This window comes from Xanthomarina maritima (assembly GCF_008084905.1).
GTDB lineage: Bacteria > Bacteroidota > Bacteroidia > Flavobacteriales > Flavobacteriaceae > Xanthomarina > Xanthomarina maritima.
On sequence record NZ_VSFC01000012.1, the window covers coordinates 107,523 to 130,687 of the forward strand.

The 23,165-nt window shown below is 30.0% G+C and carries 25 protein-coding genes; 21 read left to right on the forward strand and 4 right to left on the reverse strand.

Going from position 1 to position 23,165, the window contains the following annotated elements; all coding sequences use genetic code 11:
* Positions 1-10: 10 nt before the first annotated feature.
* Positions 11-1,564 carry a T9SS response regulator signal transducer PorX gene (gene porX, locus FVF61_RS02025; RefSeq protein ID WP_148452726.1) on the reverse strand — a complete coding sequence of 518 codons (1,554 nt, stop codon included), beginning with the start codon at positions 1,562-1,564 and terminating at the stop codon, positions 11-13.
* Positions 1,565-1,600: 36 nt separating this feature from the next.
* Here porX and FVF61_RS02030 point away from each other — a divergent pair, with 36 nt between their 5' ends.
* The 19 genes from FVF61_RS02030 (at position 1,601) to hisIE (ending at position 20,098) form a co-directional block, all read left to right on the forward strand.
* The gene (locus tag FVF61_RS02030) at positions 1,601-2,830 is read left to right on the forward strand and encodes an HD domain-containing protein (RefSeq protein WP_199757257.1); all 1,230 of its coding nucleotides are present in this window, start codon (positions 1,601-1,603) and stop codon (positions 2,828-2,830) included.
* A gap of 24 nt (positions 2,831-2,854) precedes the next feature.
* Positions 2,855-3,883 (forward strand): UDP-3-O-(3-hydroxymyristoyl)glucosamine N-acyltransferase, encoded by a 1,029-nt coding sequence (gene lpxD, locus FVF61_RS02035; RefSeq protein WP_148452731.1) that lies wholly within the window; start codon positions 2,855-2,857, stop codon positions 3,881-3,883.
* Positions 3,870-5,276 carry a bifunctional UDP-3-O-[3-hydroxymyristoyl] N-acetylglucosamine deacetylase/3-hydroxyacyl-ACP dehydratase gene (locus FVF61_RS02040; protein ID WP_148452733.1) on the forward strand — a complete coding sequence of 469 codons (1,407 nt, stop codon included), beginning with the start codon at positions 3,870-3,872 and terminating at the stop codon, positions 5,274-5,276. The genes lpxD and FVF61_RS02040 overlap by 14 nt, the downstream gene beginning before the upstream one ends.
* A gap of 21 nt (positions 5,277-5,297) precedes the next feature.
* Positions 5,298-6,083 (forward strand): acyl-ACP--UDP-N-acetylglucosamine O-acyltransferase, encoded by a 786-nt coding sequence (lpxA, locus tag FVF61_RS02045; RefSeq protein ID WP_148452735.1) that lies wholly within the window; start codon positions 5,298-5,300, stop codon positions 6,081-6,083.
* 48 nt (positions 6,084-6,131) lie between these two features.
* Positions 6,132-6,698 (forward strand): elongation factor P, encoded by a 567-nt coding sequence (gene efp, locus FVF61_RS02050; RefSeq protein ID WP_148452737.1) that lies wholly within the window; start codon positions 6,132-6,134, stop codon positions 6,696-6,698.
* A 5-nt stretch (positions 6,699-6,703) separates the two neighbouring features.
* Entirely contained in the window at positions 6,704-7,639 is a 936-nt protein-coding gene (locus FVF61_RS02055) for a UDP-3-O-(3-hydroxymyristoyl)glucosamine N-acyltransferase (RefSeq protein ID WP_148452739.1), read from the forward strand.
* Entirely contained in the window at positions 7,640-8,047 is a 408-nt protein-coding gene (locus FVF61_RS02060) for a nuclear transport factor 2 family protein (protein WP_148452741.1), read from the forward strand.
* Between the two features lie 70 nt (positions 8,048-8,117).
* Positions 8,118-8,990 (forward strand): succinate--CoA ligase subunit alpha, encoded by an 873-nt coding sequence (sucD, locus tag FVF61_RS02065; protein WP_148452743.1) that lies wholly within the window; start codon positions 8,118-8,120, stop codon positions 8,988-8,990.
* 161 nt (positions 8,991-9,151) lie between these two features.
* Positions 9,152-9,898 carry a 3-oxoacyl-[acyl-carrier-protein] reductase gene (gene fabG, locus FVF61_RS02070; RefSeq protein WP_148452745.1) on the forward strand — a complete coding sequence of 249 codons (747 nt, stop codon included), beginning with the start codon at positions 9,152-9,154 and terminating at the stop codon, positions 9,896-9,898.
* Positions 9,899-9,906: 8 nt separating this feature from the next.
* A complete protein-coding gene (locus FVF61_RS02075) occupies positions 9,907-11,943 on the forward strand; it encodes a VWA domain-containing protein (RefSeq protein WP_148452747.1) in 2,037 nt (678 codons plus the stop codon).
* A gap of 7 nt (positions 11,944-11,950) precedes the next feature.
* Entirely contained in the window at positions 11,951-12,766 is an 816-nt protein-coding gene (locus FVF61_RS02080) for a prohibitin family protein (protein ID WP_148452750.1), read from the forward strand.
* A gap of 243 nt (positions 12,767-13,009) precedes the next feature.
* The gene (hisG, locus tag FVF61_RS02085; protein WP_148452752.1) at positions 13,010-13,867 is read left to right on the forward strand and encodes an ATP phosphoribosyltransferase; all 858 of its coding nucleotides are present in this window, start codon (positions 13,010-13,012) and stop codon (positions 13,865-13,867) included.
* A gap of 1 nt (position 13,868) precedes the next feature.
* Positions 13,869-15,149, forward strand: a complete 1,281-nt coding sequence (gene hisD / locus FVF61_RS02090; RefSeq protein WP_148452753.1) for a histidinol dehydrogenase — start codon at positions 13,869-13,871, stop codon at positions 15,147-15,149.
* Positions 15,150-15,151: 2 nt separating this feature from the next.
* Positions 15,152-16,180 carry a histidinol-phosphate transaminase gene (gene hisC, locus FVF61_RS02095; protein ID WP_148452754.1) on the forward strand — a complete coding sequence of 343 codons (1,029 nt, stop codon included), beginning with the start codon at positions 15,152-15,154 and terminating at the stop codon, positions 16,178-16,180.
* Entirely contained in the window at positions 16,180-17,313 is a 1,134-nt protein-coding gene (gene hisB / locus FVF61_RS02100) for a bifunctional histidinol-phosphatase/imidazoleglycerol-phosphate dehydratase HisB (protein WP_148452755.1), read from the forward strand. Before hisC ends, hisB begins: the two co-directional genes overlap by 1 nt.
* Positions 17,314-17,361: 48 nt before the next feature.
* Positions 17,362-17,943 (forward strand): imidazole glycerol phosphate synthase subunit HisH, encoded by a 582-nt coding sequence (hisH, locus tag FVF61_RS02105; RefSeq protein ID WP_148452756.1) that lies wholly within the window; start codon positions 17,362-17,364, stop codon positions 17,941-17,943.
* A 1-nt stretch (position 17,944) separates the two neighbouring features.
* Complete coding sequence (gene hisA, locus FVF61_RS02110) at positions 17,945-18,676, forward strand: 1-(5-phosphoribosyl)-5-[(5-phosphoribosylamino)methylideneamino]imidazole-4-carboxamide isomerase (RefSeq protein ID WP_148452758.1); 732 nt, start codon at positions 17,945-17,947, stop codon at positions 18,674-18,676.
* A gap of 1 nt (position 18,677) precedes the next feature.
* Positions 18,678-19,433, forward strand: a complete 756-nt coding sequence (hisF, locus tag FVF61_RS02115; RefSeq protein ID WP_148452760.1) for an imidazole glycerol phosphate synthase subunit HisF — start codon at positions 18,678-18,680, stop codon at positions 19,431-19,433.
* A 62-nt stretch (positions 19,434-19,495) separates the two neighbouring features.
* On the forward strand, positions 19,496-20,098 hold the full coding sequence (gene hisIE / locus FVF61_RS02120) for a bifunctional phosphoribosyl-AMP cyclohydrolase/phosphoribosyl-ATP diphosphatase HisIE (protein WP_148452762.1): 603 nt from the start codon (positions 19,496-19,498) through the stop codon (positions 20,096-20,098).
* A gap of 31 nt (positions 20,099-20,129) precedes the next feature.
* Here hisIE and FVF61_RS02125 read toward each other — a convergent pair whose 3' ends face one another.
* Positions 20,130-20,567 (reverse strand): hypothetical protein, encoded by a 438-nt coding sequence (locus FVF61_RS02125; protein ID WP_148452763.1) that lies wholly within the window; start codon positions 20,565-20,567, stop codon positions 20,130-20,132.
* Between the two features lie 95 nt (positions 20,568-20,662).
* Between FVF61_RS02125 and FVF61_RS02130 the strand changes: the two genes are divergently transcribed.
* Positions 20,663-21,445, forward strand: a complete 783-nt coding sequence (locus tag FVF61_RS02130) for a tRNA pseudouridine synthase A (RefSeq protein ID WP_148452766.1) — start codon at positions 20,663-20,665, stop codon at positions 21,443-21,445.
* A gap of 84 nt (positions 21,446-21,529) precedes the next feature.
* A complete protein-coding gene (locus tag FVF61_RS02135) occupies positions 21,530-22,207 on the forward strand; it encodes a DUF2461 domain-containing protein (protein ID WP_148452767.1) in 678 nt (225 codons plus the stop codon).
* Here FVF61_RS02135 and FVF61_RS02140 read toward each other — a convergent pair.
* Both FVF61_RS02140 and FVF61_RS02145 read right to left on the reverse strand, forming a co-directional pair.
* On the reverse strand, positions 22,200-22,646 hold the full coding sequence (locus tag FVF61_RS02140) for a transcription elongation factor (RefSeq protein WP_148452770.1): 447 nt from the start codon (positions 22,644-22,646) through the stop codon (positions 22,200-22,202). The two genes, FVF61_RS02135 and FVF61_RS02140, sit on opposite strands and share 8 nt — an antisense overlap.
* A gap of 3 nt (positions 22,647-22,649) precedes the next feature.
* Entirely contained in the window at positions 22,650-23,051 is a 402-nt protein-coding gene (locus FVF61_RS02145; protein ID WP_148452772.1) for a glyoxalase, read from the reverse strand.
* Positions 23,052-23,165: the final 114 nt, after the last annotated feature.

A 23,165-nucleotide genomic window follows, 5' to 3' on the forward strand; every position in this document is an offset into this window, starting at 1 on the left:
TTACACGGATTTATTTAGGACTTAAAACCACAAATGGAATAATCATTTCTTCTAAAGAAACGCCACCATGTTGATAGGTGTTTCTATAGTAACTAACATAATGATTATAATTGTTTGGATATGCAAAAAATAAATCACCTTTAGCAAAAATAAAAGAGCTGCTCATTGAAATTGAAGGCAAGTGAATAGATTTTGGATCTTTAGCAACTAAAACGTCTTTATCTTCATAAGTTAAACTTCTTCCAGTTTTATAACGTAAATTTAAACTTGTGTCTTTGTCTCCAATTACTTTTGAAGGATTTTTAACATTTATTGTGCCATGATCTGTAGTAACAATTAATTTAAAACCTAACTGTTGCGCTTGTTGAATCATTTCTAAAAGCGGCGAGTTTTTAAACCAACTTTGGGTTAAAGAGCGATATGCTTTATCATTAGAAGCTAATTCTTTAACAACATCCATTTCGGTTTTAGAATGCGAAAGCATATCGACAAAGTTGTAAACTATAACAGATAAGTCGTTGTCTTTTAAAGATCTAAAATTTTCAACTAATTTTTTACCATTTTTTAAATTCGTTATTTTATGGTACTCAGATTTTAAATGCGAAAGTCCTAAACGTTTTAATTGTGCATTTAAAAAATCTTCTTCATGAAGGTTTTTTCCACCTTCGTCTGTGTCATTTTTCCATAAATCAGGATGTAGTTTTTCCATATCGCTAGGCATTAATCCAGAGAATATGGCATTTCGAGAATACTGAGTTGCAGTTGGTAAAATACTAAAAAATGGAGACTCAGATTCTTTCTTATAATAATTATTTATAATAGGCTCAAATGCTTTCCATTGGTCATATCTTAAATTATCTATAACGACTAAAAGTGTTGGTTGTTCTTTACTTAGCTCTGGAACAACTTTATCTTTAAATAAGGTATGAGATAAAGTAGGTGCTTCTGTATGTGGTTCAAACCAACTTGGATAATGTTTGTCAATAAACTTTCCAAATTGCGTATTTGCTTCATTTTTTTGAGATTCTAAAATCTCAAACATACCAGCATCTTCAATGTTTTCAAGCTGAATTTCCCAATAAATTAGTTTTTGATATAAATTAACCCATTCTTCATAGCTATTAACCATACTTAAATCCATAGCAATTTTACGAAATTCTTGTTGGTAGTTAGAAGTTGTTTTTTCTGACACCAATCTGGAATGGTCTAAATTTTTCTTTAAACTCAATAAAATCTGATTTGGATTAACAGGTTTAATCAAATAGTCAGCAATTTTATTACCAATTGCTTCTTCCATAATATATTCTTCTTCACTCTTAGTAATCATTACTACTGGAAGTGTGTCTCGTTTTTCTTTTATTTCATTTAAGGTTTCTAATCCAGTTAGGCCTGGCATGTTTTCGTCTAAAAAAACAATGTCGAAATTTTTATCATCTAAAACTTCTAGGGCTTCTGTACCACTTTGGCAGGTTGTTACCAAATAGTTTTTTTGTTCAAGGAATAAGATATGTGGTTTTAATAAATCAATTTCATCGTCAACCCAAAGAATATTTATATGGTTCATGTATATTTGTTTAAATTTTTAAATCTTAGAATAAGCTTGATTGTGCAAAACAAACTTAAAATATTTAACGACCCAATTTACGGTTTTATTACTATACCTAATTCGTTAATTTACGATTTAATTGAGCATAAATATTTTCAACGCTTAAGAAGAATTTCTCAAATGGGTATGTCTTATTTGGTGTATCCAGGTGCACATCATACCAGATTTCATCATGCTTTAGGGTGTATGCATTTAATGCAAAAAGCTGTCAATGTACTTCGTTTTAAAGGGGTTACGATTTCTAATGATGAAGAACAGGCACTTTATATTGCTATTTTATTACATGATATAGGTCATGGTCCATTCTCTCATGCTATGGAACATAGTATTGTAAATGGAGTCTCTCATGAAGAGGTTTCATTACTTTTTATGGAACAGCTTAATCAAGACTTTAACTTAAGTTTAACGCTAGCAATTCAAATTTTTAAAGGAGAACACCCAAGAAAGTTTCTTTGTCAGTTAATTTCTGGACAATTGGATATGGATCGAGCTGATTATTTAAAAAGAGATAGTTTTTATACAGGAGTAGCAGAAGGAAATATAAATAGTGAACGCTTAATAACCATGCTTAATGTTATAGATGATGAGTTGGTAATTGAAGAAAAAGGTATTTATAGTGTTGAGAAATTTTTAGTAGCTAGAAGGCTTATGTATTGGCAAGTCTATTTGCATAAAACTAGCTTAGCTGCTGAACAACTATTGATTCGTGTTTTAAAACGTGCAAAAGAGTTAACAAACCAAGGAATAGAATTAAAAGCTAGCGAAGCATTACAATTCTTTTTAAAACAAGAAATTACAATTAAAAACTTTAATAGCGAAACACTTGATATTTTTGCAAGATTAGATGATTATGATATTATTTCAGCAATGAAAGAATGGCAATACCACGACGATTTTATTTTAAAGAATTTATGCGATATGCTAATAAATCGTGATTTACTTAAAGTAAAATTAAAAAACAAGAAGGTTAAAAAAGAAATGCTTCAAGTACATATTCAAAAATTAATTGATACATATGGAATAAGTAAAGAAGAAGCTAATTATTTTGTTTTTACTGGAGAGATTTCAAATCAAGCATATCAAATAAAAAAACAACATATAAATATATTGTATAAAAACGGTAAAATACAGGATATTATTAAAGCTTCAGACCAATTAAACCTAAAAGCACTCTCAAAAACAGTTACAAAATATTATATCTGTTATCCTAAAGAAAAACTTTAGCACTTTTTTCCTATTTTTGCTGGAATGAAATTTACAGCACAACAAATAGCAGGAATATTAGAAGGCGACATTGTAGGGAATCCAGATGTTGAAGTTTCTAAACTTTCCAAAATTGAAGAAGGCACAGAAGGCTCTTTAACCTTCCTTGCTAATCCTAAATATCAACCATATATATATTCAACAAAAGCATCTATAACCATAGTTAATAAATCTTTTGTGCCAGAAAATAATTTGGAAACAACACTTATTAAAGTGGAAGATGCTTATAAATCTTTTTCTAAGTTGTTAGAATATTACAATCTGGTTAAATTAAATAAACATGGTATCGAAAATCCTTCGTTTATTTCAGAAACTGCAACATATGGTTCCAATATTTATATTGGAGCTTTTACATATATTGGTGAGAATGTAAAAATTGGAGATAACGTAAAAATATTTCCTAATACATATATTGGAGATAATGTTATTATTGGAAATGATACAATAGTTTTTGCTGGTGCTAAATTATACTCAGAAACTGTAATAGGAACAAACTGTGTTATTAATTCAGGTGTTATTATTGGAGCAGATGGTTTTGGTTTTGTGCCAAATGAAAAAGGTGAGTATAATAAAGTACCTCAAACTGGTAATGTTATTATTGAAGATTTTGTAGACATTGGTGCAGGAACAACTATAGATCGAGCAACTTTAGGTTCTACTAGAATAAGAAAAGGTGTGAAACTAGATAACCATATTCAAATAGCACATAATGTTGAAATTGGTAAAAACACTGTTATAGCTGCTCAAACAGGAATTGCTGGCTCAACTAAAATTGGAGAAAACTGCCAAATAGGAGGACAAGTTGGAATTGTTGGTCATATTGTTATAGGCAATAATGTTAAGATTCAAGCACAATCTGGAATTGGTAGAAGTATAAAGGATAATGAAATGTTGCAAGGATCACCTGCACTAACTTATGGAGACTATAACAAATCCTATGTCCATTTTAAGAATTTACCAAAAATTGTAAAAAATATAACTGATTTAGAAAAAAAAGTAAATGGGAATAATTAATACTGAAGTTAAACAAAAAACTATTAAAGAAGCAGTTTCTTTAACTGGTGTTGGCTTGCACACAGGAAAAAATGTAACATTAACTTTCAAACCTGCTCCTGAAAATACAGGTTTTGCGTTTAAACGTATAGATCTAGAAGGAACACCTTTAATTGAAGCTGATGCAAATTACGTAACAAATACTCAAAGAGGAACTTGTTTAGAAAAAAATGGAGTAACAATACAAACATCAGAACACGTATTGGCTTCTTTAGTTGGTTTAGATATAGATAATGTAATAATTGAACTTAATGCTTCAGAACCTCCAATTATGGATGGTTCTTCTAAATATTTTGTAGAAGCAATAGAAAAAGTAGGAGTTGTAGAGCAAGAAGCTTTTAGAGAAGAATATGTTGTTACAGATGTTATTTCATATACAGACGAAGAAACTGGAAGTGAGATACTTGTCATGCCAGCTTCTGAATACCAAATTACTACAATGGTAGATTTTGGAACTAAAGTTTTAGGAACTCAGAATGCAACTCTAAAGCAAATTTCAGATTTTAAAGATGAGATTTCAGATTCAAGAACATTCAGTTTCCTACATGAATTAGAGATGCTTCTTGAGCATGGTTTAATTAAAGGTGGAGATTTGAATAATGCTATAGTATATGTAGATAAGGAAATATCGCCATCTACTATTGAAAAATTAAAAATAGCATTTAAAAAAGACTCTATTGCAGTAAAACCAAATGGTATACTAGATAATTTAACATTACATTATCCAAATGAAGCTGCCAGACACAAATTATTAGATGTTGTTGGAGATTTAGCTTTAATTGGAATTCGTTTAAAAGGAAAAGTTATTGCTAATAAACCTGGACATTTTGTGAATACGCAATTTGCTAAAAAAATGTCAAAGCTTATTAAAAATGAAAAAAGGAATAATGTTCCTAAAATAGACTTAAATCAAGACCCTTTAATGGATGTGAATCAAATAATGAATATGTTGCCTCATAGACAACCATTTTTATTAATTGATAAAATATTTGAATTGACAGATTCTGGTGTTATTGGAATGAAAAACGTGACCATGAATGAACCGTTTTTCGCAGGACATTTCCCTGGAGCTCCAGTTATGCCTGGTGTTTTAATTGTTGAGGCTATGGCTCAAACTGGTGGAATATTAGTTTTAAGTACAGTGCCAGATCCAGAAAATTATCTAACATTCTTTATGAAAATAGATAACGTAAAATTTAAACAAAAGGTAGTGCCTGGAGACACCTTAATATTTAAATGCGATTTAATTTCACCTATACGTCGTGGTATTTGTCATATGCAAGGATATGCATATGCAAATGGTAAATTATGTGCAGAGGCTGAGTTAATGGCTCAAATAGCAAAAGTTAAATAAGAAAGTAAAAAATATAATCAAATGAATCAACCTCTCGCATACGTCCATCCTGGAGCTAAAATTGCAAAAAATGTTGTTATAGACCCTTTTACAACTATACATAATAATGTTATTATTGGAGAAGGTACTTGGATAGGAAGTAATGTTACTATTATGGAAGGAGCACGTATTGGTAAAAATTGTAATATTTTTCCAGGTGCTGTTATTTCAGCTGTTCCTCAGGATTTGAAATTTAATGACGAAGACACTTTAACAATTATTGGTAATAATGTAACCATAAGAGAATGTGTAACAATTAATAGAGGGACTACAGACAAAATGAAAACAGTTATTGGAGATAACTGTTTAATTATGGCTTATTGTCATATTGCTCATGATTGTATTGTGGGTAACAATTGTATTTTTTCTAATAATAGCACATTAGCTGGACACATTACAGTTGGTGATTATGTGGTGTTAGCAGGTATGACAGCAGTACATCAATTTTGTTCTATTGGTAATCATGCCTTTGTAACAGGTGGATCTTTAGTTAGAAAAGATGTGCCTCCTTTTGTAAAAGCAGCAAGAGAACCTTTATCTTATGTTGGAATAAACTCAGTTGGGTTAAGAAGAAGAGGCTTTTCAACAGAAAAAATTAGAGAAGTACAAGATATATACAGAATTCTATACCAGAAAAATTACAATAATACACAGGCTTCTGAAATAATAGAAGCTGAAATGGAAGCTACTCCTGAAAGAGATGAAATTCTTCAATTTATTAAGAATTCGCATCGAGGAATTATGAAAGGATATTTTAAATCTAATTAATTGATAATTCTAAAAGTAAAACTAATAAAATAACAATTAAATAAGATAATGGCAACAACAAGCGATATTAGAAACGGATTATGTATTAGATATAATAACGACATTTATAAAATAATTGAGTTTTTACATGTAAAACCAGGTAAAGGACCAGCTTTTGTTAGAACAAAAATGAAAAGTGTTACCAATGGAAAAGTTTTAGATAATACCTTTTCAGCAGGACATAAATTAGAAGATGTTCGTGTGGAAACTCATAAATTTCAATTTTTATATCACGATGGAGAGTTTTATCATTTTATGAATACAGAAGATTATACTCAAATACGTTTACTTGAAGCTGCTTTAGATAGGCCAGATTTAATGAAAGAAGGCGAAGTTGTAACAGTAATAATCAACACAGAAGATAACATGCCTCTTTCAGTTGAAATGCCAGCAAGTGTTATTCTTGAAGTTACTCATACAGAACCAGGTGTTAAAGGTAACACAGCTACTAATGCTACAAAGCCTGCAACTGTTGAAACTGGAGCAGAAGTAAATGTGCCTTTATTTATAAATGAAGGTGATAAAATTAAAATTGAAACTGAAAAAGGGACTTATAAAGAACGAGTTAAAGAATAATAAGCGTGAAGTTTCCTAATCCTTATACATTAAAACAGATTTCAGAAATAATTGATTGTCAATTTGTTGGAGATTCAAGTTTTCAAGTTCTTGGCATGAACGAAATTCATGTTGTTGAAGCTGGAGATATTGTTTTTGTAGATCATCCTAAATATTATGACAAAGCTCTAGATTCTGCTGCAACCATTGTATTAATAAACAAAGAAGTAGATTGCCCTGAAGGTAAAGCATTGTTAATTAGTGATGATCCTTTTAGAGATTTCAATAAGTTAACACAACACTTTAAACCTTTTATTTCTTCTAATTTGGCTATTTCACCTTCAGCTAAAATAGGAAAAAACACCATTATTCAACCCAATTGTTTTATAGGAAATAATGTAATTATTGGAAACAATTGTATTATCCATTCGAATGTAAGTATTTACGATGATACTATAATTGGAAACAACGTGATTATTCATGCTGGCTCTATTTTAGGTGCCAGTGCTTTTTATTATAAAAAAAGACCTGAAGGTTTTGATCAATTAATATCTGGTGGACGTGTTGTAATTGAAGACCATGTTGATATTGGTGCTTTATGCACTATAGACAAAGGGGTTACAGCAGATACAACTATTGGTGAAGGGTCTAAACTTGATAATCAAATTCAAGTTGGTCACGATACAGTTATTGGAAAAAGATGTCTAATTGCTTCTCAAGTTGGAATTGCTGGATGTGTTATTATAGAAGACGAAGTAACTATTTGGGGGCAAGTTGGTATTACTAGTGGAATTATTATAGGTAAAAAGGCTGTTATTTCTGCTCAATCTGGAGTAAGTAAATCTCTTGAAGGAAATAAAAGTTATTTTGGAACTCCTGCTGATGATTTTAGATCAAAATATAAAGAGATAGCTTCAATTAGAAAGATTCCTGAAATATTAGATAAATTAAATATTAAATAAATGAGCCCTAAAGAATTAGTTAAGCAATTTTATGAATACGACTTATTAAAAAATAAAATTGCCGTAGAAAAATACTTCCATAAAGATTGTCAATTACATTGGAATAGTAGTAAAGGGTTTCAAGTACTTAACTATGATAATATTTTAACCTTTTTCAATAATATAAATGAAACTTATCATAATTTAAGATCAGAGATTAGCCATTTACTTCAAGAAGGAGATTTTGTTACTACTAGATACACAGTTTTTGGAAGTACTATGGAAAATCAAGATGAAGAAATGCCACTAGCTCATTATATTAGTATTTGGCAAATTAAAGATGGTAAATTTTTTAAAGGCCATCAAATAAGTCAATTAGCAGATGAAGCTGCTATAAAAGCAAATTCTTTTTCTGAAATTAAAGTTTAAATAGCTTTATAAATAGCTGTTAAAATCTTACTTTTGCCACGTTTTAAAAACATAAATAAATTAATCAACAATGAGCGTTTTAGTTAATAAAGATTCAAAAATAATTGTTCAAGGATTCACAGGTAGTGAAGGAACTTTCCATGCAGGTCAAATGATCGAATATGGAACAAATGTTGTAGGTGGAGTAACTCCTGGAAAAGGAGGTCAAACTCATTTAGACAGACCAGTATTCAACACAGTTCAAGAAGCTGTAGAAAAAGCAGGTGCAGACACGACTATTATTTTTGTACCACCAGCTTTTGCTGCAGACGCTATTATGGAAGCTGCAGATGCTGGAATTAAAGTAATTATTACTATTACAGAAGGTATTCCAGTAGGAGATATGATTAAAGCTGCAGACTACATTAAAAATAGAGATTGTAGATTAATTGGCCCTAACTGTCCAGGAGTTATTACTCCAGGTGAAGCTAAAGTTGGAATTATGCCAGGTTTTGTATTCAAAAAAGGAAAAGTTGGTATTGTTTCTAAATCTGGAACTTTAACTTATGAAGCTGCAGACCAAGTTGTAAAACAAGGATTAGGAATTACAACAGCTATTGGTATTGGTGGAGATCCGATTATTGGTACAACTACAAAACAAGCTGTAGAATTATTAATAAACGATCCTGAAACTGAAGCAGTTGTTATGATTGGTGAAATTGGAGGGCAATTGGAAGCAGATGCTGCTAATTGGTATAAAGCTAGTGGATCTAAAAAACCTATTGTTGGTTTTATAGCCGGAGAAACTGCTCCTGCTGGTCGTACAATGGGTCATGCTGGTGCCATTGTTGGTGGAAGTGATGATACAGCCCAAGCTAAAAAGAAAATTATGAGAGCTTGTGGTATTCACGTAGTAGATTCGCCTGCCGAAATTGGAAAAAAAGTAAAAGAAGTTTTAGGATAACATTCTTGTAACATATTATTAAACCTCATAAATTCATCTTAATTTTATGAGGTTTTTTTATTTCGTACAACTTCTTATCGTTATATTTGAAATACAAAATCAACCAAACGATAGAATATCAGGTTTAATTTAAATCTGTTTTCAAAGTAAAAATTATAAAAATGAAATTATTAGAAGGAAAAACAGCTATTATTACAGGAGCAAGTCGTGGAATAGGTAAAGGTATTGCACTAGTTTTTGCTCAACAAGGTGCTAATGTAGCATTTACTTATAGCTCTTCTGTGGAAGCGGCAAACGAATTAGAAAACGAATTAAATGCATTAGGTATTAAAGCCAAAGGTTATAAAAGCAATGCAGCAGATTTTAATGAAGCTCAAGAACTTGCAGATGCTGTAGTTGCAGAATTTGGTACTATAGATATTTTGGTTAATAATGCAGGAATTACAAAGGATAATTTATTAATGCGTATTTCTGAAGAAGATTTTGATCAAGTTATCGAAGTAAATTTAAAGTCGGTTTTTAACATGACTAAAGCAGTTCAACGAACCATGTTGAAACAACGAAAAGGCTCTATAATTAATATGAGTTCAGTAGTTGGAGTTAAAGGAAATGCAGGTCAAACTAACTATGCTGCTTCTAAAGCAGGAATCATTGGGTTTTCTAAGTCTGTTGCTTTAGAATTAGGTTCAAGAAATATTAGAAGCAATGTGATTGCTCCTGGTTTTATAGAAACAGAAATGACTGCCAAATTAGATGAAAATACAGTAAAAGGATGGAGAGATGCCATTCCATTAAAAAGAGGTGGTACACCTGAAGATATTGCTAATGTATGTGTCTTTTTGGCAAGCGATATGAGCGATTATGTTACAGGACAAACGATTAATGTAGATGGTGGTATGCTAACTTAAACTTTTAAATGCAAACAGAAACAATTTTATATATCATACTATCTGGAATTATAGCGCTATTCTTAGCGCTTTTTCAGTATAGATACAAAGTAAAGAAGAAATCTAACTTAAATATATTTCTAGCTTTTTTAAGATTCGTTTCAATATTTTCATTATTGCTATTATTTATTAACCCAAAACTTGAAAGCCAAACTATTTACGTAGAAAAACCAAATTTAAATATTGTTGTAGATAATTCAAATTCAATCAATTATTTAAATCAAAGTGAAAATGCATTATCTGTTTTAAATAATTTAAATAATAATGTAGAATTAGCTGAAAAATTCAATGTTAATCAATATGCTTTTGGAAATCAATTAAATGCTATTGATTCATTAAATTTTAATGAACAACAAACTAATTTAGACAAGGTTTTTAAAGAGCTAAACCAAGTTTATAAGCAAACAGTATCTCCAACAGTCCTAATTACAGATGGAAATCAAACCATAGGTAATGATTATTATTTTACTGCTTCAAAATACAGTCAACCTATATATTCTGTAATATTAGGTGATTCAACAATTCATGCAGATTTAAAAGTTCAACAATTAAATGTTAATAAATATGCATATTTAAAAAATAAATTTCCTGTTGAGGCCATTTTAGTCTACCAAGGCGAAGAAGAATCTATTCAGACAACATTTAATATAAGTATTGGTAATTCTATTATTTATAAAGAGAATATCAAATTTTCAAAAGACAATACTTCAAGAATCATAAATTTTTACTTACCAGCAAATCAAGTTGGAATTCATACTTATAAATCAACACTTGTACCGATAGAAAATGAAAGAAATACAATAAATAATTCTAAAGAATTTGCTGTAGATGTTATAGACCAAAAAACAAACATAGCACTTGTTTCAGATTTTATTCATCCAGATTTAGGTACGTTAAAAAAGAGTATTGAAACTAATGAGCAAAGACAAGTTAGTATTTTAAAACCAAACGAATATATTTCTAAAGCTGATGAATTTCAATTAGTTATACTATACCAGCCAAATAATAACTTTAAAGAGGTTTTTTCTATTATTAAAACATCCAACGTAAATAGTTTTCTAATTTCAGGGACTAAAACTAATTGGAGTTTTATAAATAGTTTAAATTTAAATTACATACATGAAGTAAACAATCAAACTGAAGATTATCAAGCTATACTTAATTCAGGATTTTCAGATTTTATTGTAGAAAATTTAGAATTTGAATCTTTTCCTCCTTTAAAATCAAGCTTTGGAAATATTAATTTTAAAGTGCCTTATAACTCTATATTATTTAAAAAAATAGGTAGTGTTTCTACTCAAAGTCCTTTACTTATTACTATTGACATAGATAATAAGAGAGAGGCTATCCTACTTGGAGAAAACATTTGGCAATGGAGAGCACAGAGCTTTTTAAACTCGAATTCGTTTAATCAGTTTGATAATTTTATTGGTAAATTAGTTCAATACTTAGCTTCAAACAAACAAAAAAGCAGAATAAGTTTAGACTATGAATCTGTTTATGAAGGGAATTCTAATATTGTCTTAAAAGCCCAATACTTTAATAAAAACTACGAGTTTGATTCAAACGAAACGCTTACTATTACAGTCACAGACAAGGTTAGTAAAGAAACTAATACATTTCCTTTAATTTTAAAAGGAAATTATTATCAAGTAGATTTGAGCAACTTACCAGCTTCCGAATTTGATTTTTCAGTAAAAGTTAGATCAGAAAATATTTCAAAATCAGGTAGTATTAAAATTTTAGATTACAATATAGAGCAGCAGTTTTTAAATGCAGATTATAAAAAACTCCAACAAGTTTCAAATAATAGTAATGGTAAAAGTTTTTTTGCACTTAATAGTGAAAAATTAGTTGCCAATTTACTAGAAGATGAAAGATATAAACCCATTCAGAAAAGCATAAAAAATATCGTACCTTTGATTGATTGGAAATATCTTCTTTTAATAATAATCTTAAGCCTATCAGCTGAGTGGTTTATTAGAAAATATAACGGATTAATATAAAAAAACTATGGAAAAATTACCTAAAGTAGCATTGCCTACTATTATAATTGCAATTATTTTGATTATTGTTTTAGCAAAATCAGCTGTAACAATTGGCTCTGGAGAAGCTGGAGTGTTATATAAAACCTTTGATAATGGTGTGGTAACAGATGAGCCACCATTGGGTGAAGGTTTTCATATTGTCGCACCTTGGAATAAAGTTATTGTTTATGAAGTACGTCAACAAGAATTATTTGAAAAAATGAAGGTGCTGTCTTCAAACGGATTAGAAATTCAAATTGATGCCTCAGCTTGGTACCAACCTGTATATCCAGACTTAGGAAAGCTTCATCAAAACCTTGGAGAAAATTATTTAGAACGCGTTATACAACCAGCAATACGTAGTGCTGCAAGAAGTGTAGTTGGACGTTATACACCAGAACAATTGTATTCTAGCAAACGTGATGCTATTCAAGACGAGATTTTTGAGGAAACTAAAAAAATTCTAGACAAACAATTTGTGCAATTAAATGAAGTCCTTGTAAGAGATGTAACACTGCCAAATACTATTAAAGATGCTATTGAGCGTAAATTAAAACAAGAACAAGAATCTTTAGAGTATGAGTTTAGACTAGTAACTGCAGCAAAAGAAGCAGAAAAAGTAATTATTGAAGCTCAAGGTAAAGCTGATGCTAACAGGATTTTAAGCGCTTCTTTAACAGATAAAATTTTACAAGATAAAGGTATTGAGGCTACTATTAAATTATCAGAATCACCAAATAGTAAAGTGATTGTTATTGGTTCTGGTGACTCTGGAATGCCTATTATTCTTGGAAATCAATAAAAATAAATTTTATCTTGGATTTGTAATTATTTATTTGCAATCTTTGTGCTCACAAAAAAGAAACATGACATTTATTCAATTACATCATCATCATTTTCATTCTGGCACTTAAGCGAGCTGAAAAATGTATTGAATAAAATCAAAATATTTAAAAACCCGTTTGAGAAAATCGAACGGGTTTTTTATTCCTTTAAAAAGGAATTTCTTCCCAATAAAGATTTACTCAAACAAAAAAAACTAATTATGAGTAAATTAAAAATTGCAGTACAAAAATCGGGTCGTCTTCACGACGATTCCATGAAAATATTAAAAGACGTAGGGATTTCTATAGATAATGGTAGAGATCAATTAAAGGCTTCAGCTAAAAATTTTCCTTTAGAAGTGTATTATTTACGCAATGGAGATATTCCACAATATCTTAGAGATGGTGTTGTAGATGCTGCTATTTTAGGAGAGAACATCTTAATAGAAAAAGGAACAGATATTTCTATAGCTGAAAAATTAGGTTTTTCTACATGTAAAGTTTCAGTAGCAGTACCAAAATCTTTAAAATACAATTCTATTAAAGATTTAGAAGGAAAGCGAATCGCTACTTCGTATCCAAACACAGTAAATCAATATTTAAAAGAAAATAACATATCTGCTAATTTGCACATTATTAATGGATCTGTTGAGATTGCTCCAAATATTGGTCTTGCAGATGCCATTGTAGATATCGTATCTAGTGGAAGTACGTTATTCAAAAACAATTTAAAAGAAGTTGAAGTTCTTTTACAATCTGAAGCAGTCCTTGCTGTTTCACCTTTAATTTCAACTGAAAATGAAAACATATTAAATCAATTAAAGTTTAGATTTCAATCGGTTTTAAAAGGAAGACAATCAAAATACGTGTTATTAAATGCTCCTAATGATAAAATTCAAGACATTATTAACGTCCTTCCAGGAATGAAAAGTCCTACTATTTTACCTTTAGCAGAAGAAGGCTGGAGCTCTTTACACTCTGTAATTAATAAAAACGACTTTTGGGAAATTATAGATGAATTAAAAGCCAAAGGAGCCCAAGGAATTTTAGTTTGTCCAATAGAAAACATGGTATTATAATATGAAAACAATAATAAATCCTAAAAGAAAAGATTGGTCAGATTTATTACAAAGACCTACTCAAAAGCTTGAGAATATTGAAGAAACCGTAAATCAAATTTTTGATGATGTTAAAAGAAATGGTAATTCTGCCATTTCAAAATATACCGAACTCTTTGATGGAGCTAATTTAAAGTCAAATATAGTTACTAAGGAAGATATTGATAAAGCTTCTAATCAAGTTTCTACAGAATTAAAAAACGCCATAAAAATGGCAAAAAGTAACATTGAGAAATTTCATAAAGCTCAAAAAACAGGAAAAGTTGAAGTAGAAACAACAAAAGGGGTAAACTGCTGGCAAGAAAAAAGACCTATTGAAAAAATTGGACTTTATATTCCTGGAGGAACAGCTCCTTTGTTTTCAACAGTATTAATGCTGGCTATTCCTGCTCAAATTGCGGGTTGTAAAGAAATTGTATTGTGTACACCACCAAACAAGGAAGGCAAAATTGCAAACGAAATTTTGTATGCAGCTCAACTATGTGGAGTTAACAAAATTTTTAAAGTAGGAGGAATCCAAGCTATTGCTGGTCTAACTTTTGGAACAAAAACAATACCACAGGTTTATAAAATATTTGGACCAGGAAATCAGTATGTTACAGTTGCAAAACAATTGGCAACTAAGTTTGGTGTGGCTATCGATATGCCTGCAGGACCTAGCGAATTATTAGTGGTTGCTGATGAAAGTGCAAATGAATCTTATGTTGCTTCCGATTTATTAAGCCAAGCAGAACATGGAACAGATAGTCAGGTGATTTTGGTTTCAACTTCAAAAGAACTTGTAGTAGAAGTAAAAAATGAAATTAATGAGCAACTTAAAGAATTGCCAAGAAAGAGCATTGCTGAAAAGGCGATAGTCGATTCAAAATTTATTTTTCTAGAAAATGAGCAAGATGCCATAGATTTAATAAATGAGTATGCTCCAGAACACTTTATTATATGCACTAAAAATGAAGATTTTTACATAAATAATATCATAAATGCTGGCTCTGTATTTATTGGAAATTACACACCTGAAAGCGCTGGAGATTATGCATCTGGAACCAATCATACCTTGCCTACAAATGGTTTTTGTAAAGCATATTCTGGAGTAAATTTAGATAGTTTTACTAAAAGCATCACCTTTCAAAAAATTTCTAAAGAAGGCTTAAAAATCATTGGGCCTACTATAGAGTTAATGGCAGAAGCAGAAGGTTTACAAGCACATAAAAACGCTGTTTCATTAAGACTAAAAAACATGTAATCATGAGTATTTTAGATTTAGTAAGAAATAATGTTAAAGCTTTAAAACCATATTCCTCTGCAAGAGATGAATATCAGGAATCGGTTAGCAATATGGTTTTTTTAGATGCTAATGAGAATCCGTTTGAAAGCGGTTTAAATCGTTATCCTGATCCTCAACAATCCATTTTAAAGCAAGAATTAGCTAAAATCAACAAGGTACCAACTCAAAATATTCTTTTAGGAAATGGTAGCGACGAAGTTCTGGATTTAATAGTTAGAGCTTTTTGCGAACCTAATATTGATAAGATTATTAGTTTACCACCAACTTATGGAATGTATCAAGTATTGGCCAATATAAATGCTATTGAAGTTGTAGAAGTGCCTTTGTCTAGTGCTTTTCAGCCTCAAGTAGATCAGATTTTAGAAGTGTCGAATGCTAAAATCTTATTTTTATGCTCTCCAAATAATCCAACAGGTAACAGTTTTAAACAATCTGCAATAGAAGAATTGCTTAGTAAATTTCAAGGTATTGTAGTTTTAGATGAAGCTTATATTGATTTTTCAGATCAAGAAAGTTGGTTATCAAGATTGGAAGAATTTCCTAACCTGATAATCACACAAACTTTTTCAAAAGCTTATGGTTTAGCAGGAATTAGATTAGGAATTTGTTATGCTTCAACAGAAATAATCTCCATTCTGAATAAAATAAAATCACCTTATAACGTCAATCAATTAACTCAAAATTCTGGATTAGAAAGATTAAATAATTTACAAGCTGTATATTCAGAGATTAAGTTGATAAAAGCTGAGAGAGAACAATTAATAAATCAACTTAAAACCATAGATTTTATATCCAAAATATATAATTCGGATGCTAATTTTGTACTAGTAAAAGTAGATGATGCCAATTTACGCTACAAACAATTAACAGAAAATAATATTGTCATTCGCAATAGAACCAATCAATTTGGCTGTGAAAACTGTTTGCGTTTAACAGTTGGAACACAAGCTGAAAACCTAAAATTAATAAACACATTAAAAGCCATATAATGAAAAAAGTCCTTTTTATAGATCGAGATGGAACCATCATAAAAGAACCTTCAGATGAACAAATAGATTCTTTTGAAAAATTAGAATTTTATCCGAATGTCTTTCAATATTTAAGCAAGATTGCAAAAGAATTAGATTTCGAAATAGTGATGATAACCAATCAAGATGGTTTGGGAACTGAAGCATTTCCTGAAGATACTTTTTGGCCTGTTCAAAATTTCATTATAAAAACCTTTCAAGCAGAAGGCATTGAATTTAAAGAACAATTCATAGATAGAACTTTTGCTAAAGACAATGCTTCAACCAGAAAACCAAATACAGGTTTGTTAACTCAATATTTTTCTAATGAATATGATTTGGAAAATTCTTTTGTAATTGGAGATAGATTAACAGATATTGAATTAGCTAAAAACCTTGGTTCTAAAGGTATTTTTATAAATGATAATACAAATCTAGGCACGAATGAAATTACTGTAAAAAGTGAGGAACTCAACAATTTTATTGCATTAGAAACAAATTCTTGGGAACGTATCTATACGTTTTTGAAAACGAAAGAAAGAACTGGTGAAATAGAAAGAAATACCAACGAAACTCAAATTAAAATAGATTTAAACTTAGATGGAACCGGAAAAAGCTATATTGATACTGGAATTGCTTTTTTCGATCACATGTTAGATCAAATTGCTAGACATGGACAGTTAGATTTAAATATTAAGGTTGAAGGCGATTTAGAAGTAGATGAACACCATACCATTGAAGATACTGCTATTGCTTTAGGCGAACTTTTTGCTTCAACTTTAGGGAATAAATTAGGTATAGAACGTTATGGGTTTTGTTTGCCTATGGACGATTGCTTAGCTCAGGTTGCAATAGATTTTGGTGGTAGAAATTGGTTGGTTTGGGAAGCTGAATTTAAACGTGAAATGATTGGCAAAATGCCAACAGAAATGTTTATGCATTTCTTTAAATCCTTTACAGATGGAGCCAAGTGTAACCTGAATATTAAAGCAGAAGGCACGAATGAACACCATAAAATTGAAGCTATATTTAAAGGCTTTGCTAAAGCCATTAAAATGGCAGTAAAACAAGATGTAGATAAAATGATATTACCTTCAACAAAAGGTCTTTTATAAATTAATTAAAATTGAATAACTCTAAGCCTGTTTAAGAGTTTTAAAAATATGAAAGTAGTTATTATAGATTATGGAGCTGGAAATACTAAAAGCATCCAATTTGCATTTAAGAGATTAGGAGTAGATGCTTTGCTTTCAAGCAATCCAAAAGAAATTATTGAAGCTGATAAAGTAATTTTTCCAGGTGTAGGCGAAGCAAATAGTGCCATGAAAATGCTGAAAAAAAGCGGATTAGATACTATTATTCCACAGCTTAAGCAGCCTGTTTTAGGCATTTGTTTAGGCATGCAATTGCTTTGTAATGATACTGAAGAAGGAAATACTATAGGTTTGGGAATCTTTAATGTTTCAGTAAAAAGGTTTTCAAATCAAGTAAAAGTGCCACAAATGGGTTGGAATAACATAACTAATTTAAAATCTAATCTTTTTAATGGTATTTCAGAAAATGAATATATGTATCTTGTACATAGTTATTATGCCGATAATTGCAAAGAAGCCATAGCAACTACAAATTATCACCAAATCTATTCATCAGCTTTACAAAAAGATAACTTTTATGGAGTTCAATTTCATCCAGAGAAAAGTAGTTACGCAGGAGAACAATTATTAAAAAATTTTTTAGAATTATAAGATGAGAATTATACCAGCAATAGATATCATAGATGGTAAGTGTGTTAGACTTACAAAAGGCGATTATAGTACCAAAAAAATTTACAACGAAAATCCTTTAGAAGTTGCCAAACAGTTTGAAGCTGCAGGCATTGAATATTTGCATTTAGTAGATTTAGATGGAGCCAAAGCCCAACAAATTATAAATTTTAAAATACTTGAACAAATAGCATCAAAAACCAATTTGAAAATTGATTTTGGAGGAGGTATAAGAGCTAATGAAGATTTGCACATAGCTTTCAATTCTGGTGCCAAACAAGTTACAGGAGGTAGTATTGCTGTAAAAAGCTCTAAAATTTTCGAAGGTTGGCTTGGCAAATATGGAGGAACAAAAATTATACTTGGAGCCGATTGTAATAATGGTAGAATAGCCATAGATGGCTGGCAAGAAGAAAGTTCATTAGAAGTTATTCAGTTTATAAAAGACTATCAAAAAAAGAGCATTCAATATGTTATTTGCACAGATATTTCAAAGGATGGAATGCTCGAAGGTCCTTCAATCGATTTATATAAGGACATTATTAAATCTTGTTCTAATAGCGATGGTCAAGCCATTAAGTTAATTGCTTCAGGTGGAGTTTCTAGCATAGACGATATTAACTTGCTCGAAGATTTAGGTTGTGAAGCTGTAATTATTGGGAAAGCTTTATATGAAGGAAAGATTAGTCTTAAAGATTTAGAAACTCACTTTTAACATGCTTACAAAAAGAATTATTCCGTGTTTAGATATTAAAGATGGACGTACAGTTAAAGGTGTTAATTTTGTTGGTTTGAGAGATGCTGGAGATCCAATCGAACAAGCAAAAATATATGCCGAAAATGGCGCTGACGAACTCGTGTTTTTAGATATTTCTGCAACACATGAAGGAAGAAAGACCATATTAGATATGGTTTTAAAAGTAGCAGAACAAGTAAATATTCCGTTTACTGTTGGAGGAGGAATCTCATCAGTTGAAGATGTAGATACTCTTTTAAAGTCTGGTGCTGATAAAATCTCTGTTAACTCTTCAGCAATTAAACGTCCAGAATTAATTAATGAATTAGTAAATAAATTTGGAAGTCAGTGTATTGTGGTTGCTATCGATGCTAAACAAATAGATGGAACATGGAAAGTACATGTAGCTGGTGGCAGAATTCCAACAGATTTAGACTTATTCGAGTGGGCCAAAGAAGTTGAAAATCGTGGAGCAGGAGAGATTTTATTTACATCTATGAATCATGATGGAACGAAAAATGGCTTTGCTAATCTAGCCTTAAAAAAATTATCAGAAGAATTAAATATTCCAATCATTGCATCAGGTGGAGCAGGAAACATACAGCATTTTATAGATGCCTTTCAGCATGGAAAAGCAGATGCTGCTTTAGCTGCCAGTGTTTTTCATTTTGGAGAAATTGATATCATTGATTTAAAAAAAGAATTAAAAAATAATAATATAGAAGTACGACTTTAGTCGTTATGCTGAATTCCTAACTGTCTGCAGATAGGAGTTTCAGCATCGCATTACAGATACATATGAAAATTGATTTTAATAAAAATAAGGATGGACTGGTACCTGCAATCATCCAAGATGTTATTACTAAAAAAGTATTGATGTTAGGTTATATGAATGAAGAAGCATTTAAAAAAACCAACGATACAAAACAAGTTACATTTTATAGTAGAACAAAACAACGTTTATGGACAAAGGGCGAAGAAAGTGGAAATTTTCTGAATTTGTTAGATATTAAATTAGATTGTGATAATGATACGCTATTAATTCAAGTGAATCCAAAAGGTCCAACGTGTCATAATGGCTCTGATACTTGCTGGAACGAAGAAAATACTGAAACACATGGTTTTATTTCTCAACTGGAAAATATAATAAAAGATAGGAAAGAAAATTCAAATCCAGAAGATTCTTATGTTGCGTCTTTATTTGAAAAAGGCATAAATAAAATAGCTCAAAAAGTAGGTGAGGAGGCAGTAGAAGTAGTTATTGAAGCAAAAGATAATGATGACGATTTGTTTTTAAATGAAAGTGCAGATTTACTGTTTCACTACTTAATATTATTACAAGCCAAAGGGTTCCAAATGCAAGATGTAATTAATATTCTTAAAAAAAGGCATTCAAATTAATGAATGCCTTTTAGTCTTGATTTTTCTTTGTTCAAGAAATCCAATTCTTAGCAATACTTTTATTAGAAAACAGGATTAAGTAAACACCAATAACTATAACCATTAATGGCATAACCATACTTCCTGGGCCATAAACATCCATAGCTTCACTAATAAATAAATTGTAAATCATTTGTACAATAATTCCAATTAATGAAATTAAAAACAGTGTCTTTGCTATTTTTTTTCTTAATAATAATGCTATGCATGCTATAGCACCTCCAAAAACAGCAATTGCAAAGGCAGCCGTAGCCCAAGCAGGTACATTAGCATATAATGCTTGTTCTGCTTCTGGTAATGCGTTCAATTCAGCCTCTGTCATAAAAGCCTGTCCAATATAGGCCATAACTCCCATAAGGTTCCAAACTAATGCAACTACAGCTACAATCCAAAACCAAACAGGTGGTTTGTTAGTTGAAATGTCATTCATAAAATATGTTTTAGTGGTTAATACAATTACAAGGTATAAAAAATTTGGCAGTTAGTTAAAATACCTTATTTTTCATCAATCAAAAATAAAGTTTCGTGTTCAATAAAAGATATTATTACGTTTTAAAAATTCAATATTTAGGCTATCGTTTTCATGGTTGGCAAAAACAACCCAAATTGAAAACAGTACACTTAATGATTGATAGAACGTTTAATTATATTTTCGAAGGGAAACGATTTAAAACATTAGCATCAGGGAGAACTGACGCCATGGTATCAGCTCAAGAAGCTGCTTTCGAGTTATTTGTTTATGAGCCTATAGAAGATTTAGAAACATTTCTAGCTTTATTTAACCATAACTTACCACAAGATATTCGTGCACTGTCTGTAAAACAAGTAGATAAAAGTTTCAATATTATTAATCATGCTAAAATAAAAGAATATCTATATGTATTTGCACATGGACAAAAACACCATCCGTTTTGTGCACCGATAATGACAACTATTTTAGAAGAATTAGATATCGAAATTATGAAACAAGGAGCTAAATTATTTGAAGGCTTGCATAATTTTAAGACGTATTGTTATAAAGCTACTGATAATGGTGTTTATGAAAGAGAAATTATTACTTGTGAAATAGTAGAAAACACCATGTTTACTGCCAATTTCTTTCCAGAAAAGTCGTATTTACTTCGCGTTAAGGGACAGGGTTTTATGCGAAATCAAATACGATTAATGATGGGAGCTTTAATAAAACTAGGTAGAGGAGATATTACTTTAAATTATATAGAAGATTCTTTAACACCAGAAAGTAAAGAAGTAATGGATTATATTGCTCCAGCATCAGGCTTGATACTTAATAAAATTGAATTCATGTAGATTTTATTCAAAGTTTGTAATTATCCTTTTTAACTCATAATTCTATTAGTTCTTTGTATTTTTATAAATTAAAATTTATTAATTATGGATTATTCAATATCAAAAGACATATTAGACTTCTTAAAAAAACTTGAAAAAAATAACGATAGAGATTGGTTTAATGAAAATATAAAAGAATTTAAAACCGTAGAAAAGAAGGCTAAAGCTAGTTATAATGCTCTTTTTAACCTATTAAAAATGCATGATGATGTTGATAAACTAAAGATTTTTAGAATTTATAGAGACGTGCGTTTTTCAAAAAATAAACAACCTTATAAAACCCATTTTGGTGGCTCTATTCATAGAAAAAAGCCAGAATTAAGAGGAGGATATTATTTACACATTGCTCCAAATAACGAATCTTTTATTGCAACTGGTTTTTGGGAACCTAATAAAGACGATTTACATCGAATACGTAAAGAGTTTGAAATGGATGATACAGAAATAAGAGAAATTATTAATAATAATACGTTTAAAAATATTTGGGGAGAATTTGTTGGAGACGAGTTAAAAACAGCTCCTAGAGATTTTAACAAAGACCATCCAGCTATAGATTTAATTAGAAAGAAACAATATATTTTCACGAAGAAATATTCAGATGAAGAAGTGATGTCTAATTCATTTTTAAAAGATGTAGATAATTCATTTAAAGCTATTAGGCCTTATTTTAATTACATGAGCGACGTATTAACTACTAACTTAAATGGAGAATCAACTATATAATTTCTGTTATAGTGAATGTATTGTTATTAAAAGTTACAATATCACCAACATCATTGTTTTTAAGTAGCTGACCTATAGGTGACTGTATTGAAATACCAAAATATGTATCACCTTCAAGGTCTATTTTGCCTACACTAATAGATATATAAAAATTATTTGAAGTGGTTTTTACTAAACTGCCTAAAGAAACATTCGTATTTACAGTTTTAGAATTAATTAGTTTTAATGTGTCCAACATTTTATTAGCATCACTTAAATACTGCACATTTAATTCTAAATCATTAAACAGTTTTCCGTTTCCAGAATCGTCTCCTTCGTCATTGCTTTTATCATTGTTTTCAATAGATTCTTTTATGGTTTCTATCTCGTCCTTATAACTTGCAATACGTTTATTTACATAGCTATAACAAGCTTGTAATAAGTGTTCTTTTATATTCATATCTTATGCAAAGATAGAATGAAATACTTGAATATTATCAATTAATTTTTCTTTTACTAAATGCATCATTCGTTTATTTAAGGCTGAAGAATTTGTAATGTAAAACTGGTATTCTTCAATAGTAAATTGCCCAATAACCATACCTTTTAAAGAATTTCTAAATTTCATGTCTTTATGAATAGCATTTTCAATATAATCTATTTGTTTTTCAACAGATAAATCTAAAAACACGTTTTTATGTTTACTTACATAGTTTTTAAAAACTTCGACAATTAAATCGGATTGTAATTTAATAATTGGTCTTAATGTTGCGTTTTGAAAACGCTCATCATCGCTCATGGTTTCAAAAAATAATGCAGATGAAATTTGAGGACGACACTCTAATAGGTCTGTAGATCTGTTCATTTTTAGTAAGTTTATTTAAATGTATAAATAATGACTTGGCTTTTTGGCAAGAGTTAAATTCAATATTAACAGGGTTATTAACAAATGAAATTTTTGAATTTAGGAATGAGTTAT

Bases quoted from the DNA above. Each gene is read 5' to 3' on its own strand.
- porX (WP_148452726.1), bottom strand. From the start codon at position 1,564: ATGAACCATATAAATATTCTTTGGGTTGACGATGAAATTGATTTATTA.
- lpxD (WP_148452731.1), top strand. From the start codon at position 2,855: ATGAAATTTACAGCACAACAAATAGCAGGAATATTAGAAGGCGACATT.
- FVF61_RS02040 (WP_148452733.1), top strand. From the start codon at position 3,870: ATGGGAATAATTAATACTGAAGTTAAACAAAAAACTATTAAAGAAGCA.
- lpxA (WP_148452735.1), top strand. From the start codon at position 5,298: ATGAATCAACCTCTCGCATACGTCCATCCTGGAGCTAAAATTGCAAAA.
- efp (WP_148452737.1), top strand. From the start codon at position 6,132: ATGGCAACAACAAGCGATATTAGAAACGGATTATGTATTAGATATAAT.
- FVF61_RS02060 (WP_148452741.1), top strand. From the start codon at position 7,640: ATGAGCCCTAAAGAATTAGTTAAGCAATTTTATGAATACGACTTATTA.
- sucD (WP_148452743.1), top strand. From the start codon at position 8,118: ATGAGCGTTTTAGTTAATAAAGATTCAAAAATAATTGTTCAAGGATTC.
- fabG (WP_148452745.1), top strand. From the start codon at position 9,152: ATGAAATTATTAGAAGGAAAAACAGCTATTATTACAGGAGCAAGTCGT.
- FVF61_RS02075 (WP_148452747.1), top strand. From the start codon at position 9,907: ATGCAAACAGAAACAATTTTATATATCATACTATCTGGAATTATAGCG.
- FVF61_RS02080 (WP_148452750.1), top strand. From the start codon at position 11,951: ATGGAAAAATTACCTAAAGTAGCATTGCCTACTATTATAATTGCAATT.
- hisG (WP_148452752.1), top strand. From the start codon at position 13,010: ATGAGTAAATTAAAAATTGCAGTACAAAAATCGGGTCGTCTTCACGAC.
- hisD (WP_148452753.1), top strand. From the start codon at position 13,869: ATGAAAACAATAATAAATCCTAAAAGAAAAGATTGGTCAGATTTATTA.
- hisC (WP_148452754.1), top strand. From the start codon at position 15,152: ATGAGTATTTTAGATTTAGTAAGAAATAATGTTAAAGCTTTAAAACCA.
- hisB (WP_148452755.1), top strand. From the start codon at position 16,180: ATGAAAAAAGTCCTTTTTATAGATCGAGATGGAACCATCATAAAAGAA.
- hisH (WP_148452756.1), top strand. From the start codon at position 17,362: ATGAAAGTAGTTATTATAGATTATGGAGCTGGAAATACTAAAAGCATC.
- hisA (WP_148452758.1), top strand. From the start codon at position 17,945: ATGAGAATTATACCAGCAATAGATATCATAGATGGTAAGTGTGTTAGA.
- hisF (WP_148452760.1), top strand. From the start codon at position 18,678: ATGCTTACAAAAAGAATTATTCCGTGTTTAGATATTAAAGATGGACGT.
- hisIE (WP_148452762.1), top strand. From the start codon at position 19,496: ATGAAAATTGATTTTAATAAAAATAAGGATGGACTGGTACCTGCAATC.
- FVF61_RS02125 (WP_148452763.1), bottom strand. From the start codon at position 20,567: ATGAATGACATTTCAACTAACAAACCACCTGTTTGGTTTTGGATTGTA.
- FVF61_RS02135 (WP_148452767.1), top strand. From the start codon at position 21,530: ATGGATTATTCAATATCAAAAGACATATTAGACTTCTTAAAAAAACTT.
- FVF61_RS02140 (WP_148452770.1), bottom strand. From the start codon at position 22,646: ATGAATATAAAAGAACACTTATTACAAGCTTGTTATAGCTATGTAAAT.
- FVF61_RS02145 (WP_148452772.1), bottom strand. From the start codon at position 23,051: ATGAACAGATCTACAGACCTATTAGAGTGTCGTCCTCAAATTTCATCT.